Source organism: Pseudoalteromonas sp. ATL1, assembly GCF_058933015.1.
In genome coordinates, this window is record NZ_JBZYXL010000001.1 from 814,055 (window position 1) to 829,226 (window position 15,172).

A 15,172-nucleotide genomic window follows, 5' to 3' on the forward strand; every position below is an offset into this window, starting at 1 on the left:
GTTGTGTGTCACACTCGTTATAGTGTTTGGTTATGATATATGCGAGTTCATAGTGCGTCAGTTGCATTGCGGTGCGGACATATGTCCTGTGGCAATGCGGCGAGATGATTTTAACTAAGCCAAGAAATTGATAAAGATGGAATCATAGTAATGGCATTGTATGAAGATGCTAAATTAGCATTGAGCCTGATGGACCTGACATCATTGAACGACAATGATGATAACCACGCAATTGAAAACTTGATTAACAGTATTGACCCCGAGCTGGGTTTGCCAGCGGCGGTGTGTGTTTATCCCCAGTTTGTTGCGTTGGCAAAGAGATTATTGCGAGTGCGTGGTCTTGAACAAGTCAAAGTCGCGACGGTGACCAACTTTGCGGATGGCAAACAACCTCTAGCAACCGTACTGGCTCAAACAGAGCAAGCGCTTGCAGAGGGGGCGGATGAAATTGATTTAGTATTACCTTATCAACAATTAATCGCTGGCGACCCTGACACGCCATGGCAATATGTGCATTCGAGTAAAGCACTATGCAAAGGTAAGGCACAGTTAAAGGTGATCATTGAAAGTGGCGTACTACAAACTGAGTCGTTAATTCGACAAGCCAGTGAAGTGGCGTTGCTGGCTGGCGCTGATTTTCTAAAAACCAGTACCGGTAAAGTCGATATTAATGCAACACTCGAGGCAACCGAAGTGATGCTCGAGTGTATAAAAGAGTCTGGAAAAAGCGTGGGATTCAAAGCCGCTGGCGGTGTTAAAACGGTTGCTCAAGCCGCGGAATATTTGCGCTTAACCGAACAAATTATGGGGAGCAGTTGGCTCAATGTAGCACATTTTCGCTTTGGTGCATCGAGTCTACTAGCGGATGTCTATGAAACAATCAATGCCCAGAGAAAGTGATTTAGAGAAATTACAACTTGAACACGGTGCCGCTAAGTTATTTTTGCGTTGCTACGAGCAGCAATATGGTATTCCAATGCGGCATATCTGGCATAATGAACCGAGCAAACCGGATGTGAGCTGTTATCAAGGTGATGAGCGCCTTGATATCGAAGTCGCGCACTTATATGCGAGTGAAAAAGAGGCGATGGCAGTGCTCGGTAGGCCTTTATCACTGGAAACGCAAAGAGAGCTCGCCGCTATGGCGCAAGCCCCTAGCGAACAGCGTTTAAAATTTGCGTTAGGAAGATTACTCAATCAAAAAGCGTTCAAGCGTTATCACTCGAATCGAACTTGGCTGTTAATACGCAATGCCAGTACGTTATGGCATCACTCTGACTTCACGGCGATTGTCGGCCATGTTGATTATCCAAGCAATCATGCCTTCGAGCAAATTTGGCTATTAACAGACTTTTACAATCCCGATCTTATCCGCCTAGATACTTGAATTGCCCAAGAAATACCCCATTTATTAAAAAGGATGTGAGTTTTGCAGCAGGATTTTTATGTTTGCACATCTTTTACTCTTGTTTTCAAATTGTTCGTCAGTATAATGGGCATCCACTTTGCAGGGGCGTAGTTCCAATTGGTAGAACAGCGGTCTCCAAAACCGATGGTTGCGGGTTCGAGTCCTGCCGCCCCTGCCAATTCATAACGTGAGTCCAAATCTAAAAATGTGTGTTTTAAATCCTAAGCGCTTATTTATAAATTTGGATTTAATGGATTAACCCTGTTATATGCAGGGTTGTTGTGTCTGTATTTAAGGTAAAATAAATTATGAGCACTAATGTTGAAAACCCGTCTAGCTCGATGGACATGTTAAAATGGCTAATTGCAATCACGCTACTTATGGGTGCGGTAGTTGGCAACTATCTTTATGCAGATATGTCTGTTCTGGTACGTGCCGTGGGTGTGGTTGCAGCAGTGGCTGCTGCTTTAGGTGTTGCAGTAACTACTGAGAAGGGGCGTACTTTTATTGCCTTTGCAAAAGAGTCTCGCATCGAAGTACGTAAAGTTGTTTGGCCAACGCGTCAAGAAACAACTCACACTACATTTATCGTAATGGCAGCGACAGTAGTAATGGCGTTGATCCTGTGGGGTCTGGACGGCATTTTATTTAGAGTTGTTGGCTTTTTAACTGGATTGGAGATCTGATCCCATGTCGGATGAGAACAAAGAAAAGAAATTACGTTGGTACGTAATTCAAGCGTTTTCAGGTTTTGAAAAGCGCGTTGCTCAAACTATCATTGAGCATATCAAAATTGAAGGCCTTGAAGATAGCTTCGGTGAAGTGCTTGTTCCTACTGAAGAAGTAGTTGAAATGAGAGCCGGTCAAAAGCGCAAATCTGAGCGTAAATTTTTCCCAGGCTATGTACTGGTTGAAATGGACATGAACGATGCGAGCTGGCACTTAGTAAACAGTACGCCACGTGTGATGGGCTTTATTGGTGGTACCTCAGACCGCCCAGCACCTATCAGCAAAAAAGAAGCTGACCGTATTCTTAACCGTTTACAAGAAAATGCTGAAGCGCCTAAGCCAGCAACCTTGTTCGAAGTGGGTGAAGTGGTGCGTGTGACTGACGGTCCATTTGCAGACTTCAGTGGTGTGGTTGAAGAAGTGGATTACGAAAAGAGCCGCTTAAAAGTGTCGGTTCTGATCTTTGGTCGTTCGACTCCAGTAGACTTAGAATTTGGTCAAGTAGAGAAAGATAAGTAATTCTTTCTCGTAAGAGCTATTGAAAAAGGCCGCTGGTTAACTTATAATCAGCGGCCTTTTTGTAGGCTGAAGATTAAATCTTTACCAAATCAAAAAGTTTTTTTATTAATTGGGAAGCCGTTTGAGTACGCGTCCTCGCGCGCACAAGGCTAAGACCCACCTAATGAGGTATTATCATGGCTAAAAAAGTTGAAGCTCTAATCAAGCTACAAGTTGCTGCTGGTATGGCTAACCCTAGCCCTCCAGTAGGTCCTGCACTAGGTCAACACGGTGTAAACATCATGGAATTCTGTAAAGCGTTCAACGCACGTACAGAGTCTATCGAAAAAGGCGCACCTGTTCCTGTAGTTATTTCTGTATACAACGATCGTTCTTTCACGTTCGAAATGAAGACTCCACCTGCTTCTTACCTTCTTAAGAAAGCTGCAGGCATCAAGTCTGGTTCTGGCCGTCCTAACACTGAGAAAGTGGGTACTGTTACACGTGCTCAACTTGAAGAGATCGTTGAGACTAAACGTCCAGATTTAACAGCGGCTGACATGGAAGCTGCAGTTCGCACGATTGCAGGTTCTGCACGTGCAATGGGCTTGAACGTAGAGGGTTAATAGAAATGGCTAAACTTACTAAACGTATGCGTACTATCCGCGAAAAAGTGGATGTTACTAAAGATTACGAAATCAATGAAGCAGTTGCATTGCTTAAAGAATTAGCAACAGCGAAGTTCGTTGAAAGTGTTGACGTTGCCGTTAACCTTGGTATCGATGCACGTAAATCAGACCAAAACGTACGTGGTGCAACTGTACTACCACACGGCACTGGTCGTGACGTTCGCGTAGCTGTGTTCACTCAAGGTGCTAACGCTGATGCTGCTAAAGAAGCTGGTGCTGATTTAGTTGGTATGGAAGACCTTGCTGAGCAAGTTAAGAAAGGCGAAATGAACTTTGACGTTGTTGTTGCTTCTCCAGATGCAATGCGCGTTGTTGGTCAACTAGGTCAAATCCTAGGTCCACGTGGTCTTATGCCTAACCCTAAAACTGGTACTGTAACACCTAACGTTGCAGAAGCAGTTAAAAATGCTAAAGCTGGTCAGGTTCGTTACCGCAACGATAAAAACGGCATCATCCACACTACTATCGGTAAAGTGGACTTCACTGCTGAACAGCTACAACAAAACCTTGAGTCTCTACTTGTTGCGCTTAAGAAAGCTAAGCCTTCTCAAGCAAAAGGTACTTACTTGAAGAAAGTAAGCATCTCAACAACTATGGGCGCAGGTGTTGCTGTTGACCAAGCTACTCTAAATACGCAAGTATAATTTTAGAGAATAGCATTTACATGGCGTAATTTTTGAACTATAATCTTGCGCCATTTTGTTGATTATTTCATACGAAAAAATTCAACAAAGAAAGAATTCGGGTTGAAGCGTATAATTTCGCAACACTTTTTAAGTAACGCGATAAATTGCGCTTCCGTCCAAGACCGTAGGTGGCTTCGGCCTTAATCGTCCTACGTAGACGGTGTGAATCCCAGCTAGATTTTTCCTAATCTTCTGGCTCTCGCCGTAAAAAGCATCTCTGCTAAAATTTTTAGCAGGGTAGAGTAGAACTGAAAAACAAATCTTTGTTTTTCTATAAACCAGGAGTAACACCCATGGCTTTAAATCTTCAAGACAAAAAAGCAATTGTTGCTGAAGTCAACGAAGCTGCCAAAGGTGCTCTTTCAGCAGTTGTTGCTGATTCTCGTGGTGTAACAGTAGGTGCAATCACTGCTCTTCGTAAAGAAGCTCGTGAAGCTGGTGTATGGATGAAAGTTGTTCGTAACACCCTAGCTAAACGTGCTGTTGAAGGCACTGATTACGAATGCCTTAATGAATCACTAGTTGGTCCAAGCCTTATCGCTTTCTCTTCAGAGCACCCTGGTGCTGCTGCGCGTATCTTTGCAGATTTCGCGAAAAAGAACGAAGCATTCGAGCTTAAAACTGCTGCATTCGAAGGCAAAATCGTTGACGTAGATATGCTTGCTAAGCTACCTACTTACGACGAAGCTGTTGCACGCTTAATGAGCGCTATGAAAGAAGCGTCTGCTGGCAAATTGTGTAAAACAATTGAAGCGGTACGTGTACAGAAAGCTGAGCAAGCTGCTTAATTTAAGCCCCGCTCCTTTCTTTAATAAATTTTTTGAACCACATGGGTTCGTAAATCATTAGGAAATTTGAAATGTCTGTAACTAAAGACCAAATCCTTGACGCTATTGCTGAAATGTCAGTAATGGAAGTTGTTGAACTAGTAGAAGCAATGGAAGAGAAATTCGGTGTAACTGCAGCTGCTGCTGTTGTTGCTGCGGGTCCTGCTGAAGCTGCTGAAGAGAAGACTGAGTTCGACGTAATCCTAGCTGCTGCTGGCGCTAACAAAGTTGCTGCTATCAAAGCAGTACGTGGCGCTACAGGTCTAGGCCTTAAAGAAGCTAAGGCTCTAGTTGAGTCTGCTCCTGCACCTATCAAAGAAGGTGTATCTAAGGAAGAAGCTGAAGCACTTAAGAAAGATCTTGAAGAAGCTGGTGCTGAAGTTGAGATCAAGTAATCTAGCTAACGCTAGGTTCGCTGCCTGAGCAATCAGGCAAGGGCTGGTGATTATTTAATCACCGGCCCTTTTGCGCTATAGCGAGAAGTCTTTCTATTGCGCAATAAAATTCTAAATTTCACTGCTATTTTCAATGACTTAAGCGTCTTTGATAATATCAATGACATTTAGTACAACAATTAGATGTTGTTATCATGGCTTGAATGCCAGTTAAGTCTGTTCTCATAAGAACAGGTTGGGTCAAAGATCAGCAAGCTGAGGAACCCCATGGCTTACTCTTATTCTGAAAAGAAACGTATCCGTAAGGATTTTGGTAAACGTCCACAAGTTTTGGACATACCTTTCTTACTGTCGACGCAGTTAGAATCGTTCAAAAAATTCTTGAATCCGGACGCTGATGGCGACCACGGTTTGGAAGCTGCTTTCCGTTCTGTGTTTCCTATCAAAAGCTACTCGGGCAATTCTGAGCTACAATACGTGAGTTATCGTATTGGTGAGCCAGTATTCGATGTAAAAGAATGTCAAATTCGCGGTGTGACTTATTCTGCTCCACTTCGCGTTAAATTACGTCTTGTGCTAATGGATAAAGACGCACCAGGCACAGTTAAAGACATTAAAGAGCAAGAAGTTTACATGGGCGAGATCCCGCTCATGACTGACACCGGTACTTTTGTTATCAACGGCACAGAGCGTGTTATCGTTTCTCAGCTACACCGTTCACCTGGTGTATTCTTTGATAACGACCGTGGTAAGTCGCACTCTTCTGGTAAAGTGCTTTATAACGCACGCGTTATTCCTTACCGTGGTTCATGGTTAGATTTTGAATTCGACGTAAAAGATAACCTTTACGTTCGTATCGACCGCCGTCGTAAATTACCTGCATCAATTATTTTGCGCGCGCTAGAGTTCTCTTCACAAGAGATCTTAGGCTTGTTCTTCGAAACAACGACTTTCGAAGTAACCAACGGCAAAGTATTGATGGAGCTTGTACCATCACGTTTACGTGGTGAAACAGCTGCGTTTGAAATTAAAGATAACGATGGCGAAGTAGTGATTGAGTCTGGCCGCCGTATTACAGCGCGTCACATCAAAACACTAGAAAAGAAAGAAGTTAATCAATTAGAAGTTCCGCACGAGTACATTATTGGTCGTGTAGTAGCACAAGATTACATCGATGAGTCAACAGGCGAAGTTATCGCTAACGCGAACGATGAGTTATCACTTGAGCTAATGGCTGAACTTGTAAAAGCAGGTCACACTAAAATTGCAACACTTTACATCAACGATGTAGACAGTGGTGCATATATGTCAGATACATTGCGTATCGACTCGACCAGCAACCGCCTTGAAGCATTGGTAGAAATCTACCGCATGATGCGCCCTGGTGAGCCGCCAACAAAAGAAGCTGCAGAAGCGTTGTTCGACAACCTATTCTTCTCTGATGAGCGTTATGACTTATCAACTGTTGGTCGTATGAAGTTCAATAGCCGTGTTGGCTATGACACTGATACAGGTCCAGGTACATTAAGTAAAGAAGACATCGTGTCTGTAATGCGCGTATTGATCGACATCCGTAACGGTAAAGGTGAAGTGGACGATATCGACCACTTAGGCAACCGTCGTATTCGTTCAGTAGGTGAGATGGCTGAGAACCAGTTCCGCGTAGGTCTTGTACGTGTTGAACGTGCAGTACGTGAGCGTTTGAGCTTAGGTGATCTTGATGCCGTGATGCCACAAGATTTAATCAACGCTAAGCCAATTTCTGCTGCGGTTAAAGAGTTCTTCGGTTCTTCACAGCTTTCTCAGTTCATGGACCAAAACAACCCGTTATCAGAAGTAACGCACAAGCGTCGTATTTCTGCGTTAGGTCCGGGTGGTCTTACTCGTGAGCGTGCAGGCTTCGAAGTACGTGACGTACACGTAACGCACTATGGTCGCGTATGTCCAATCGAAACGCCTGAAGGTCCAAACATCGGTCTGATCAACTCATTGTCAACGTATGCACGTACCAATGATTATGGTTTCTTAGAAACACCATATCGTAAAGTGGTTGACGGTGTTGTAACTGACGAAGTTGATTACCTATCGGCTATCGAAGAAGGTCAGTTTGTAATTGCACAGGCAAACACAAACTTAGACGACAACAACGAATTTATTGATGAGCAGATCCCATGTCGTCACAAAGGTGAATCGACATTTATGGGTCGTTCTGACATTCAATATATGGACGTATCTCCACAGCAGGTTATCTCTGTGGCAGCGGCACTTATCCCATTCCTAGAGCACGACGATGCTAACCGTGCATTAATGGGATCAAACATGCAACGTCAAGCAGTTCCGACGTTAAAAGCAGACAAGCCGTTAGTAGGTACTGGTATTGAGTTGACACTTGCAAAAGACTCTGGCGTAACTATCGTTGCTAAGCGTGGCGGTGTGGTTAAGTATGCTGATGCAAGCCGTATCGTAGTTAACGTAAATGAAGAAGAGCGTATTCCAGGTGAAGCGGGCATCGACATTTACAACTTAACTAAGTACACACGTTCAAACCAAAACACCTGTATTAACCAAAAACCAACTTGTATGGTTGGTGAGCCGGTTGTACGTGGTGACGTACTTGCAGATGGTCCATCTACAGACTTAGGTGATCTTGCACTTGGTCAAAACTTACGCGTCGCGTTCATGCCTTGGAATGGTTACAACTTCGAAGACTCGATCTTGCTATCTGAGCGCGTTGTTGAAGAAGATCGTCTAACGACTATCCACATTCAAGAGCTACAGTGTATCGCACGTGACACTAAGTTAGGTCCTGAAGAGATCACAGCTGATATTCCAAACGTCGGTGAATCTGCGCTTGGTAAGCTTGATGAATCAGGCGTTGTATACATCGGTGCTGAAGTGAAAGGCGGCGATATCCTTGTAGGTAAAGTAACACCTAAAGGTGAAACGCAGCTGACACCTGAAGAAAAGCTACTACGTGCTATCTTCGGTGAAAAAGCATCTGACGTTAAAGACAGCTCACTACGTGTACCAAACTCAGTATCTGGTACTGTTATCGACGTGCAAGTATTCACGCGTGACGGTGTAGAGAAAGATAAACGTGCCCTAGAAGTTGAAGACATGCAGCTTCGTGAAGCGAAAAAAGACTTCAACGAAGAATTCAAGATCCTTGAAGAAGGTGTGTTGTCACGTGCACGTACTTTACTTGCTAAAGCTGGCTTTGAAGAAAGCCGTATTGCTGGCCTATCTGCTGACAAATTGCTTACGCAAAGTCTTGCAGACGAAGAACAGCAATCAGAGCTTGAGCAACTTGCTGCACAGTACGATGAATTAAAAGCTGAATACGACAAGAAGTTCGAAAACAAACGTCGCAAGATCACGCAAGGCGATGATTTGCAGCCGGGCGTATTGAAGATTGTTAAAGTTTACCTAGCGGTTAAACGTCGTATTCAACCTGGTGATAAGATGGCGGGTCGTCACGGTAACAAGGGTGTAATCTCTACTATCGTGCCTGTTGAAGACATGCCTTACGATGACAAAGGTCGTACCGTAGACATCGTATTGAACCCACTAGGTGTACCATCGCGTATGAACATCGGTCAGATCCTAGAAACTCATATGGGTCTTGCTGCACGCGGTATCGGTGAGCGCATCGAAGAAATGATCAAAGAACAGCGTGAACTAGCTGAATTACGTGACTTCATTAAGAAGGCGTATGAAGTGGGTGACTGCCGTCAGAAAGTAGACATCGATAGCTTCTCAGATGACGAAGTTCGTCGCTTAGCAGAAAACCTTAAAGGCGGTTTACCAATTGCAACACCTGCATTTGATGGTGCTAAAGAAAGCGAAATTAAAGAGCTACTTGAGCTAGGTGGTTATCCATCAAGCGGTCAGGTAACCCTTTACGATGGCCGTACTGGTGATGCATTTGAACGTCAAGTAACTGTTGGTTACATGTACATGTTGAAACTTAACCACTTGGTTGATGACAAGATGCACGCACGTTCAACAGGTTCTTACAGCTTAGTTACTCAGCAGCCGCTGGGTGGTAAAGCGCAGTTCGGTGGACAGCGTTTCGGTGAGATGGAGGTATGGGCATTAGAAGCATACGGTGCTGCCTATACACTACAGGAAATGTTGACAGTTAAGTCGGATGACGTAAACGGTCGTACCAAGATGTATAAGAACATCGTTGACGGTAACCACAAGATGGAACCGGGTATGCCTGAGTCATTCAACGTATTGCTCAAAGAGATCCGCTCACTGGGTATCAACATCGAGTTGGAAGAAAATTAATCCGACCGCCGCAGCTGCATAAGTTGCGGCAGTTACCCTCCCAGTGGGTAGCCGGACTGAAAGAATGAAGGGGTGAGCAACGCTTGCCCTCAAGATTAACCTCCGACAGGAGAGCTAAGGTGAAAGACTTACTTAAGTTTCTGAAGCAACAAAATAAGACCGAAGAATTTGATGCGATTCGCATTGGTCTTGCTTCACCAGACATGGTGCGTTCATGGTCTTACGGTGAGGTAAAGAAACCTGAGACAATCAACTACCGTACTTTCAAGCCTGAGCGTGACGGCTTATTCTGTGCCCGTATTTTCGGCCCAGTGAAAGATTATGAGTGTTTATGTGGTAAATATAAGCGCTTAAAACACCGTGGTGTGATCTGTGAAAAATGTGGCGTTGAAGTTACGTTAACTAAAGTGCGTCGTGACCGTATGGGTCACATTGAACTTGCGAGCCCAGTTGCTCACATTTGGTTCTTAAAATCATTACCATCGCGTATCGGCTTGATGCTTGATATGACGTTGCGTGATATTGAACGTGTACTTTACTTCGAATCATTCGTAGTAACTGAACCTGGCATGACAACGCTTGAGCGTGGTCAACTGTTAGGCGAAGAAGAGTACCTAGACGCATTAGAAGAGCACGGTGATGAATTCGAAGCGAAGATGGGTGCAGAAGCTGTACTTGATTTGCTACGTGAATTAGACCTTGGTCAATTGATTGCAGAAATGCGTGAAGAGTTACCAACGATTAACTCTGAGACTAAGCGTAAGAAGATCACTAAGCGTCTGAAGCTAATGGAATCTTTCCACCAATCAGGTAATAACCCTGAGTGGATGATCATGAGCGTGCTTCCGGTTCTACCACCAGATTTACGTCCGCTAGTACCACTAGACGGTGGTCGTTTTGCGACGTCTGATCTGAATGACTTATATCGTCGTGTTATTAACCGTAACAATCGTTTGAAGCGTCTTCTAGACTTAGCTGCACCAGATATTATCGTACGTAACGAAAAACGTATGTTACAAGAAGCGGTTGATGCGCTACTTGATAACGGTCGTCGTGGCCGTGCGATCACAGGTTCTAACAAGCGTCCACTTAAGTCGCTTGCAGACATGATCAAAGGTAAGCAAGGTCGTTTCCGTCAAAACCTTCTAGGTAAGCGTGTTGACTACTCAGGCCGTTCTGTAATCACAGTAGGTCCTACGCTTAAGCTACATCAGTGTGGTCTTCCTAAGAAGATGGCACTTGAGCTATTCAAGCCATTTATCTACGGTAAGCTAGAGCGCCGTGGTATGGCCACAACCATCAAAGCTGCGAAGAAGATGGTTGAGCGTGAAGTACCAGAGGTTTGGGACGTATTAGATGAAGTAATTCGTGAGCACCCAGTTCTTCTGAACCGTGCACCAACACTTCACCGTCTTGGTATCCAAGCGTTTGAACCGGTACTTATCGAAGGTAAAGCGATCCACCTGCACCCACTAGTGTGTGCGGCGTATAACGCTGACTTCGATGGTGACCAAATGGCGGTACACGTACCGTTGACAATCGAAGCACAGCTTGAAGCGCGTGCATTGATGATGTCTACCAACAACATTCTGTCTCCTGCGAACGGTGAGCCTATCATCGTACCTTCACAGGACGTTGTATTGGGTCTTTACTACATGACACGTGATCGCATCAATGCGAAAGGCGAAGGCATTGTATTTAAAGATCAAAAAGAAGCAGAAAAAGCGTACCGTACCGGTATGGCTGAACTTCATGCGCGCGTAAAAGTACGTATTACTGAATCACGCAAAGATGAAGAAACAGGTGAATTAAGCAGTGTAACTGAAATCGTTGATACAACGGTTGGTCGTGCTATTTTGTCACTTGTATTGCCTGAAGGTTTACCATTTGAGCTTATCAACAAAGCACTAGGTAAAAAGCAAATTTCAGCACTTTTAAACGAGTGTTACCGTCGTCTAGGTCTTAAAGACACTGTAGTGTTCGCTGACCAAGTAATGTACACCGGTTTCCACTACGCGATGAAGTCAGGTGTTTCTATCGGTATTAACGACATGGTTATCCCACCAGTTAAGGCTGAGATCATTGAAAATGCAGAAGCAGAAGTAAATGAAATCAACCAACAGTTCCAGTCAGGTCTTGTAACTGCGGGTGAGAAATACAACAAAGTTATCGATATCTGGTCACGTGTTAACGAAAACTTATCACGTGAGATGATGGCGAACTTGTCAAAAGACACGGTTATCAACGCGCAAGGTGAAGAAGAAGAGCAACCGTCATTTAACTCAGTGTTTATGATGGCCGACTCAGGTGCTCGTGGTAGTGCCGCTCAGATCCGTCAGCTAGCTGGTATGCGTGGTCTAATGGCACGTCCAGATGGTTCAATCATCGAAACACCTATCACGGCGAACTTCCGTGAAGGTCTAAACGTACTACAGTACTTCATCTCAACCCACGGTGCGCGTAAGGGTCTTGCCGATACGGCACTTAAGACAGCGAACTCGGGTTACCTAACTCGTCGTCTAGTAGACGTGGCGCAGGATTTGGTTATCAATGATGACGATTGTGGCACATTAGACGGTCTAACAATGAAGCCGCTAATCGAAGGTGGTGATGTTGTTGAGCCGCTTCGCGAGCGTGTATTAGGTCGTGTTGTTGCTGAGGACGTGGTTATACCTGGTACTAACGAAGTACTTGTAGAGCGTAACATCATGCTTGACGAAAAACTGTGTGACCTTTTAGAAGAGCACTCAGTAGATGAAGTACGCGTACGTTCAGTTATCACTTGTGACAACGACTTTGGTGTATGTGCTAAGTGTTACGGTCGTGACCTTGCACGTGGTCACTTGATCAACGCGGGTGAATCTGTTGGTGTTATCGCTGCTCAATCAATCGGTGAGCCGGGTACACAGCTTACGATGCGTACGTTCCACATCGGTGGTGCGGCATCAAGAGCATCAGCAGAGAACAGCGTACAAGTTAAGAACAATGGTAACCTGAAGTTACACAACGCTAAGTATGTATTAAATACAGACGGCAAGATTGTTATTACGTCACGTTCAACAGAAATCACTATCATTGATGAGCACGGTCGAGAGAAAGAACGCTATAAAGTACCTTACGGTGCGGTATTGACAGTTCAAGACGGTGCAGACGTTAAGGGTAACGACATTGTTGCAACATGGGATCCGCATAGTCACCCAATCATTATCGAACATGAGTCTAAGGTTTCATTCTCAGACATCGATGATAGCAACACCGAAGCGCAAACTGATGAATTAACTGGTTTGACTCGTGTGGTTGTTAAAGACCTTGCTAAGGTAAATGCAAAAGAGCCTAAGCTAATCGTTGAAAACGACGAGCGTGGTTTGCAAGAAATCCGTCTTCCATCGTTTACAACGATTGAAATCACTGATGGTGCTAAGGCACTACCTGGTGCGGTACTTGCGCGTATTCCTCAAGAAGGTTCGAAAACACGCGACATCACCGGTGGTCTACCGCGCGTTGCGGACTTATTCGAAGCTCGTAAGCCAAAAGATCCAGCAATCCTTGCTGAGATCACAGGTACTATCAGCTTCGGTAAAGAGACCAAAGGTAAGAAACGTCTTGTTATCACACCAGAACAGGGTGATGCATACGAAGAGATGATCCCGAAATGGCGTCAGCTTAACGTGTTCGAAGGTGAGCAGGTATCTAAAGGTGAAGTTATCGCCGATGGTCCTGAGTCTCCACATGACATCTTACGTCTACGTGGTGTGACTGACGTATCTAACTACATCGTAAACGAAGTACAAGAAGTATACCGTTTACAGGGTGTAAAGATTAACGATAAGCACATTGAGACTATCATTCGTCAGATGCTACGTAAGTGTATCATCCTAGACGGTGGTGACACTGAGTTCCTAGCGGGCGAGCAAGTTGAAGTGGCACGCGTTAATATCGCGAACCGTGAACTTGAGAAGCAAGGTAAGATCCCAGCGAAGTTTGAAATTCAGCTAATGGGTATTACTAAAGCGTCACTTGCTACTGAGTCATTCATCTCAGCGGCATCGTTCCAGGAAACAACACGTGTTCTTACAGAAGCTGCGGTAAATGGTAAGAGCGACGAGTTACGTGGTCTGAAAGAGAACGTAATCGTTGGTCGTCTAATTCCTGCGGGTACAGGTTTTGCGTATCACCAAGATCGTATTAACCGTCGTAAACAAGCAGAAATGCCAGTTGAAGAGCAAACGGTCAGTGCGGAAGAAGCAACTCAAGCACTTACTGATGCACTTAACGCTGATTTACTAGGTGGTAACGAGTAATTCGTTATTACTGGTGGATGTAAAAATGAAAAAGCAGCTCAATGAGCTGCTTTTTTTATTTTTAATAATTTATCTCGCCCTTTGCATTAAGCGTTTGAATAGCACTCAAGTGCAATAAGTGTTACTATTTTGGTCATTGAGCAGAGCGGCTCACTCAAAAAACATTCCTTCTGAACTCACATCATGAAACTGACGTGATTTTTCATTTGTAGAGTGAAATAGCGATTAAATACCGCAAATTTCCTACTCTAAGAGCGGTTTTTATTGACAGGTTAATCTTTGCTCATTAAAATTCGGCCACCCATTTATTCGTTCCACGAAAGTGATGAAGAAATGGGGACGATTTTTATATTTTTTCAGTAGTAATTTTTAACTAATCAGGAGCTATTTAATGGCAACTATTAACCAGCTAGTGCGTAAGCCACGTCGTAGCAAGGTTACAAAAAGTAACTCAGCTGCGCTTAAAGCTTGTCCGCAAAAGCGTGGTGTATGTACTCGCGTATATACAACTACACCTAAGAAACCAAACTCAGCATTACGTAAAGTAGCGCGTGTACGTTTAACTAACGGTTTCGAAGTAACTTCATACATCGGTGGTGAAGGTCACAACTTACAAGAGCACAGTGTAATCCTAATCCGTGGTGGTCGTGTTAAAGACTTACCAGGTGTGCGTTTCCACACTGTTCGTGGTGCACTTGACTGTGCCGGCGTAAACGACCGTAGACAGGCTCGTTCTAAGTACGGTGCAAAACGCCCTAAGGGCTAATGGTTCTCCGTTAGTAAGGCCAAGCACTTAAGTTTTAATTTTTAAATAATTTGTTTTGGGAGTCGCCAATAAGGCGAACCTGAAGATACCGGAGATATAAAATGCCTAGAAGACGCGTAATAGGTCAACGTAAAATTCTTCCAGATCCTAAGTTCGGATCAGAACTTCTTGCTAAATTCGTTAACGTAGTAATGTTAGACGGCAAGAAATCTACTGCTGAAAAAATCGTATACGGTGCGTTAGACGTGGCTGCTGAGAAATCAGGCAAGTCGCACCTAGAAATCTTTGAATCTGCGCTTGAAAATGTACGTCCACAGGTAGAGGTTAAATCTCGCCGTGTTGGTGGTTCTACATACCAAGTACCAGTTGAAGTACGTCCAGTTCGTCGTAACGCATTAGGTATGCGTTGGTTAGTTGAAGCTGCACGTAAGCGTGGCGAGAAATCAATGGGCCTTCGTCTTGCTCAAGAGATGATCGACGCTGCTGAAAACAAAGGCACTGCGGTTAAGAAACGTGAAGACGTTCACCGTATGGCTGAAGCGAACAAAGCATTCGCTCACTACCGTTGGTAATCTGCTAA

Annotated in this window: 12 protein-coding genes and 1 tRNA gene; all 13 read left to right on the forward strand. The window is 44.3% G+C overall.

What is annotated here, in order from left to right; genetic code table 11:
• Window positions 1–150: 150 nt before the first annotated feature.
• Window positions 151–900 (forward strand): deoxyribose-phosphate aldolase, encoded by a 750-nt coding sequence (deoC, locus tag AC5FX4_RS03485; RefSeq protein ID WP_493605123.1) that lies wholly within the window; start codon window positions 151–153, stop codon window positions 898–900.
• Window positions 884–1,387, forward strand: coding sequence for a hypothetical protein (locus AC5FX4_RS03490; RefSeq protein WP_493607765.1), 504 nt, complete (start codon window positions 884–886; stop codon window positions 1,385–1,387). Before deoC ends, AC5FX4_RS03490 begins: the two co-directional genes overlap by 17 nt.
• Window positions 1,388–1,509: 122 nt before the next feature.
• A tRNA-Trp gene (locus AC5FX4_RS03495) sits at window positions 1,510–1,586 on the forward strand.
• Window positions 1,587–1,716: 130 nt separating this feature from the next.
• Window positions 1,717–2,094: a preprotein translocase subunit SecE gene (gene secE / locus AC5FX4_RS03500; RefSeq protein WP_493605124.1), complete on the forward strand. Its 378-nt coding sequence runs from the start codon at window positions 1,717–1,719 to the stop codon at window positions 2,092–2,094.
• Window positions 2,095–2,098: 4 nt separating this feature from the next.
• Window positions 2,099–2,656 carry a transcription termination/antitermination protein NusG gene (gene nusG / locus AC5FX4_RS03505; RefSeq protein WP_152087339.1) on the forward strand — a complete coding sequence of 186 codons (558 nt, stop codon included), beginning with the start codon at window positions 2,099–2,101 and terminating at the stop codon, window positions 2,654–2,656.
• A 176-nt stretch (window positions 2,657–2,832) separates the two neighbouring features.
• Complete coding sequence (gene rplK, locus AC5FX4_RS03510) at window positions 2,833–3,261, forward strand: 50S ribosomal protein L11 (RefSeq protein ID WP_493605125.1); 429 nt, start codon at window positions 2,833–2,835, stop codon at window positions 3,259–3,261.
• A 5-nt stretch (window positions 3,262–3,266) separates the two neighbouring features.
• Window positions 3,267–3,968, forward strand: coding sequence for a 50S ribosomal protein L1 (gene rplA / locus AC5FX4_RS03515; RefSeq protein WP_070989995.1), 702 nt, complete (start codon window positions 3,267–3,269; stop codon window positions 3,966–3,968).
• 335 nt (window positions 3,969–4,303) lie between these two features.
• A complete protein-coding gene (rplJ, locus tag AC5FX4_RS03520) occupies window positions 4,304–4,798 on the forward strand; it encodes a 50S ribosomal protein L10 (RefSeq protein ID WP_128725818.1) in 495 nt (164 codons plus the stop codon).
• Window positions 4,799–4,869: 71 nt separating this feature from the next.
• Window positions 4,870–5,232 (forward strand): 50S ribosomal protein L7/L12, encoded by a 363-nt coding sequence (gene rplL, locus AC5FX4_RS03525; RefSeq protein ID WP_493605126.1) that lies wholly within the window; start codon window positions 4,870–4,872, stop codon window positions 5,230–5,232.
• Between the two features lie 267 nt (window positions 5,233–5,499).
• Window positions 5,500–9,525, forward strand: a complete 4,026-nt coding sequence (rpoB, locus tag AC5FX4_RS03530; protein ID WP_493605127.1) for a DNA-directed RNA polymerase subunit beta — start codon at window positions 5,500–5,502, stop codon at window positions 9,523–9,525.
• Window positions 9,526–9,644: 119 nt separating this feature from the next.
• On the forward strand, window positions 9,645–13,826 hold the full coding sequence (gene rpoC, locus AC5FX4_RS03535) for a DNA-directed RNA polymerase subunit beta' (protein WP_493605128.1): 4,182 nt from the start codon (window positions 9,645–9,647) through the stop codon (window positions 13,824–13,826).
• A 391-nt stretch (window positions 13,827–14,217) separates the two neighbouring features.
• Window positions 14,218–14,592 carry a 30S ribosomal protein S12 gene (gene rpsL, locus AC5FX4_RS03540; RefSeq protein WP_010367657.1) on the forward strand — a complete coding sequence of 125 codons (375 nt, stop codon included), beginning with the start codon at window positions 14,218–14,220 and terminating at the stop codon, window positions 14,590–14,592.
• Between the two features lie 101 nt (window positions 14,593–14,693).
• A complete protein-coding gene (gene rpsG, locus AC5FX4_RS03545) occupies window positions 14,694–15,164 on the forward strand; it encodes a 30S ribosomal protein S7 (RefSeq protein ID WP_010562301.1) in 471 nt (156 codons plus the stop codon).
• Window positions 15,165–15,172 lie beyond the last annotated feature (8 nt).

Bases quoted from the DNA above. Each gene is read 5' to 3' on its own strand.
- secE (WP_493605124.1), top strand. From the start codon at position 1,717: ATGAGCACTAATGTTGAAAACCCGTCTAGCTCGATGGACATGTTAAAA.
- rpsG (WP_010562301.1), top strand. From the start codon at position 14,694: ATGCCTAGAAGACGCGTAATAGGTCAACGTAAAATTCTTCCAGATCCT.
- rplJ (WP_128725818.1), top strand. From the start codon at position 4,304: ATGGCTTTAAATCTTCAAGACAAAAAAGCAATTGTTGCTGAAGTCAAC.
- nusG (WP_152087339.1), top strand. From the start codon at position 2,099: ATGTCGGATGAGAACAAAGAAAAGAAATTACGTTGGTACGTAATTCAA.
- deoC (WP_493605123.1), top strand. From the start codon at position 151: ATGGCATTGTATGAAGATGCTAAATTAGCATTGAGCCTGATGGACCTG.
- AC5FX4_RS03490 (WP_493607765.1), top strand. From the start codon at position 884: ATGCCCAGAGAAAGTGATTTAGAGAAATTACAACTTGAACACGGTGCC.
- rplL (WP_493605126.1), top strand. From the start codon at position 4,870: ATGTCTGTAACTAAAGACCAAATCCTTGACGCTATTGCTGAAATGTCA.
- rpoB (WP_493605127.1), top strand. From the start codon at position 5,500: ATGGCTTACTCTTATTCTGAAAAGAAACGTATCCGTAAGGATTTTGGT.
- rplK (WP_493605125.1), top strand. From the start codon at position 2,833: ATGGCTAAAAAAGTTGAAGCTCTAATCAAGCTACAAGTTGCTGCTGGT.
- rpsL (WP_010367657.1), top strand. From the start codon at position 14,218: ATGGCAACTATTAACCAGCTAGTGCGTAAGCCACGTCGTAGCAAGGTT.
- rplA (WP_070989995.1), top strand. From the start codon at position 3,267: ATGGCTAAACTTACTAAACGTATGCGTACTATCCGCGAAAAAGTGGAT.